This is a genomic window from Candidatus Binatia bacterium (assembly GCA_036382395.1).
In the GTDB taxonomy this organism is placed as follows: domain Bacteria; phylum Desulfobacterota; class Binatia; order HRBIN30; family HRBIN30; genus JAGDMS01.
On sequence record DASVHW010000334.1, the window covers coordinates 1 to 3,599 of the forward strand.

A 3,599-nucleotide genomic window follows, 5' to 3' on the forward strand; every position below is an offset into this window, starting at 1 on the left:
ATCTCTGGTGATCGCGAAAACGCACTCATTTGCTTGATGAGGGCGCGTCTCCTGACTGCGAAGTGGCTCGTGCATGTGAGTAGTCAACAGCTCTTGCGCCAGATAGTGACTCGGTGGATCTCCCCGGTTATATGTCAAGCGCACCTACTTCGCAGGCAAGCCCGCCTAGGGCTGCGGGCGAGACCTAGGTGCCCGGGGCGTGCCCCAGTGGCGGGTCTTTACGCCGCTGAGACAGGGCTCCTGCGCAGCATGACGATCCCGAGCCAAGCGAACCAGATGATGAGACCCAATCCATAAACAGCCTCGAGGGCAGTCAAAACCAGAACCGAGAGGATGCCTGCTACACCGGTCACCACGCCAAGGTAGATCAGCAGCCTGGGAAGCGCCCTTGACCGCAAGGCCGCCCAACTCAGCAGTAGAAACCATAAGGCGCTAACTATCGTTTCCCCGCCGCGTGCGCCCAAACCGGTTTCCACAGAGTCGAGCGTCAACCAGACCGTCGCAGCTTGAGCCGGATTCTCGCCATGGAGTTTGACGACTGTGCTCAAGTCGTTGATTGAGAGTGTGCCGACCACAATGACCAGGACGGCCCAGATCAGCGTGAAGATGGTCGCCGCCTGAGCCAGCACAGCTGAGCCAGCCTTCAATCGCTCATATAGAGCCCGTGACAGGAAGATCAGGGCCACGCCGAAGGCCAAGAAGATGATTTCGTTGAATGCGCGCATGGCGCCCTGGTTGTCCGCAATAAGAGCCACGGTCTTGCCTGGATCAGCCTGGATGCACCGCGAAAGTGTGTGTTGAGCGCGAGCCGTGACGCACGAATGCCCTTCTGAGCTGGGAGGATGTGGCTTATCGATAGTCACAACCAACCGGACAGAAGGGCACCCGCGGGATGGTGCGACACGAGGTCGCTTGCGTTGAGTGGGCTCGTCGATTTGAGGGATCGGCGGTGAGGTCGGTGACGTAGCCCCAGGTCAGTGTCCGAGACCTGTCTCCGCCCTGACGTGCTCTGCCGGTAACGGCGGGGTGCGAAGCTCGGGGTTCAAGCCCAAGGGATCGTGTTCCGTCCGTGATCCACAGGCGAGGAGAAGACCGAACGGGCGAACGCGATTGAACCCTTGACGACGCCTCGTCAGAGTGAGCCCCGCAAGACGGTTGCCGTATCGGGGTAGCAGGAGCTGGCCGTTGTGAAGCGGCAGGAGGCGACCGGTGGCATCTTGCCGGTCGCGTGGATACCTCCGTTCCCGGGGTTGAGAGGGCGCCCTACCCGGTCGAGTCTCAGGCAAGCGGAACGTGACAACCCCGATGAGGTCCGGCGCCGTGCTGTCGCGCGGTGTTGGTAAGCCGACCGTGAGGAAGGCCCAATTCCTCAGCGGGCGCAGGACGACCCGAGAAGCGAACGCCGATGGCCGAAAGGCAGCGGGAAACCCGGGGCAGCATGGTCAGACCTTCGCTGACCGCCCCGCATAACCGATCGGATACCGGGCTGATGCCTGGACTCGAAAGAGTGCTGACGTGGGTCGGGTGAGCCTGTGCAGCGACGATGACGACAACGGACAGAACCGAGGGACAAGTTGGACACCATGACGGCGGATCGATCGGCGCCTGCCGTCGACGACGCCGACCTGGTGAACGGACCCGAGGACGTTCTCGGTGACTGGGACGAGGTTGAGTGGCGTCGAGTCGAACAGGACGTACGGCGATTGCGTCAACGGATCTTCACGGCGTCGCAGGCTGGGGACCTCAAACGGGTCCGCAATCTGCAAAAGCTGATGCTCCGGTCCCGCGCTAACACGCTGGTCAGCGTGCGGCGGGTCACCGAGCGCAATGCAGGCCGCGCGACGGCGGGCATCGACGGAGAGGTCGCGTTGACCTCTGCGGCCAAGACGGCACTGGCGGTGGAAGTTCACCGCCGAGATCCGTCCTGGCAGGCCCGTCCGGTCAAGCGGATATACATCCCGAAGGCGAATGGGAAACAGCGTCCGCTCGGCATCCCGGTGCTGCGCGACCGGGCCTTGCAAGCCTGTGTCGTCAACGCGCTGGAACCGGAGTGGGAGGCACGGTTCGAACCGCGGTCCTATGGGTTTCGCCCGGGCCGTGGCTGCCACGACGCGATCGAGGCGATCTACTGGACGCTCAACGGCAGGAATGCCAAGCGGCAGTGGATTCTCGACGCCGACCTGACAGCAGCGTTCGACCGAATCGATCACGATCATCTTCTTGACAGCGTCGGAACGTTCCCAGCCCGGGAACTCATCCGGGGATGGCTGAAGGCAGGCGTGGTCGAGCGGGGCCGGTTCGCCCCGTCCGAGGAGGGCACCCCGCAAGGCGGGGTAGTCAGCCCGTTGCTTCTGAATATCGCCTTGCATGGGATGGAGGCCGCAGCCGGGGTCCGCTACTACAAGCTGGGCACCGATGGTGCCCAGACGGTGGCGGGTACTCCTGCGCTGGTGAGGTACGCCGACGATTTTCTTGTCATGTGCCACACCCGTGAGCAGGCCGAACAGGTCTGGCTCCGGCTCGCTCGGTGGCTCGAACCCAGGGGCCTGTCCTTCAACGTGGACAAGACACGCATCGTTCACGTCGACGAGGGATGCAACTTCCTCGGGTTCAACGTCCGCCGTTACGGCGGCAAGCTGCTGATCAAGCCGAGCACGGCGGCCGTGCGACGGTTCCGGGAACGGCTCACCACCGAGGTGCGCTCCCTGCGGGGCAGCAACGCCTCGATGGTGATCATCAGGCTCAACCCGATCATTCGGGGTTGGGCGGCCTACTACCGGAGCGTGGTGTCGAAGAAGGTGTTCACCACAGTTGATGATCATCTGTGGCAGCTCACCTACCGGTGGGCGCTTCGCTCCCACCCGAACAAGTCGAAGCACTGGGTTATCGCCCGCTACTTCGGCAAGTTCAACCAGGCCAGACAGAACCGGTGGATCTTCGGTGACCGCGACAGCGGCACCTATCTCCGCCGGCTCGACTGGACGAAGATCGTCCGGCACCGGATGGTGATGGGCACGTCGTCTCCCGACGATCCGGCCCTCACCGACTACTGGGCCGATCGACGACGCAAACGGCCCTTGCCGCTGACTGCTCCGACTGCGCGGCTACTTGCCGCGCAGGACGGACGCTGCCCAGCATGCGGGGACCTGCTGCTACTTGCCGATCATGAACCACAAGACCCACACGAGTGGGAACAGTGGATCAAGGCGACCCGCAAGGCCCTGCGCGTGAAAGCGCTCACCGCCACACGGACGCCCGGCCCAGCCGACACGTCGGACGACGCCACCACGAACTGTCTCCTGCACGCGCACTGCTCCCGGCAACCAGCCGCGACAGCCGCGCGGAAGCTTCGCAGAACCTGACCACGCCTCAAGGGCTTGCTTGAGCCGGATGCGGTGGAAGTCGCACGTCCGGTTCTGAGGGGGCCCCGGCGCAGCAATGCGTCGGGGCTACCCGACCAAGTTTGCCACGTCGAGTCGGCGGTGTTCGATGACCCGAACTTGGTGTCCTGCGCGGGGCTCGGGCCGGTGGTCGCGCTGGCGGAGCAGTGCGGGCTCCCGCAGCTGGTCGCCGCGCAACTGACGCTGCCTGCCAAGGCG

General features: G+C 64.0%; 3 protein-coding genes. 2 read left to right on the top strand and 1 reads right to left on the bottom strand.

All coding sequences use genetic code 11. The features are described 5' to 3' along the window. Positions 1-218: 218 nt before the first annotated feature. The gene (locus tag VF515_16145) at positions 219-863 is read right to left on the bottom strand and encodes a DUF4386 family protein (GenBank protein HEX7409161.1); all 645 of its coding nucleotides are present in this window, start codon (positions 861-863) and stop codon (positions 219-221) included. A 720-nt stretch (positions 864-1,583) separates the two neighbouring features. On the opposite strand from VF515_16145, the gene ltrA reads away from it, so the two are divergent. Both ltrA and VF515_16155 read left to right on the top strand, forming a co-directional pair. After that, the gene (ltrA, locus tag VF515_16150) at positions 1,584-3,362 is read left to right on the top strand and encodes a group II intron reverse transcriptase/maturase (GenBank protein HEX7409162.1); all 1,779 of its coding nucleotides are present in this window, start codon (positions 1,584-1,586) and stop codon (positions 3,360-3,362) included. Positions 3,363-3,416: 54 nt separating this feature from the next. Further along, positions 3,417-3,599, top strand: a 183-nt coding sequence (locus VF515_16155) for an IS1380 family transposase (protein HEX7409163.1), incomplete at its 3' end; no start/stop codon positions are given.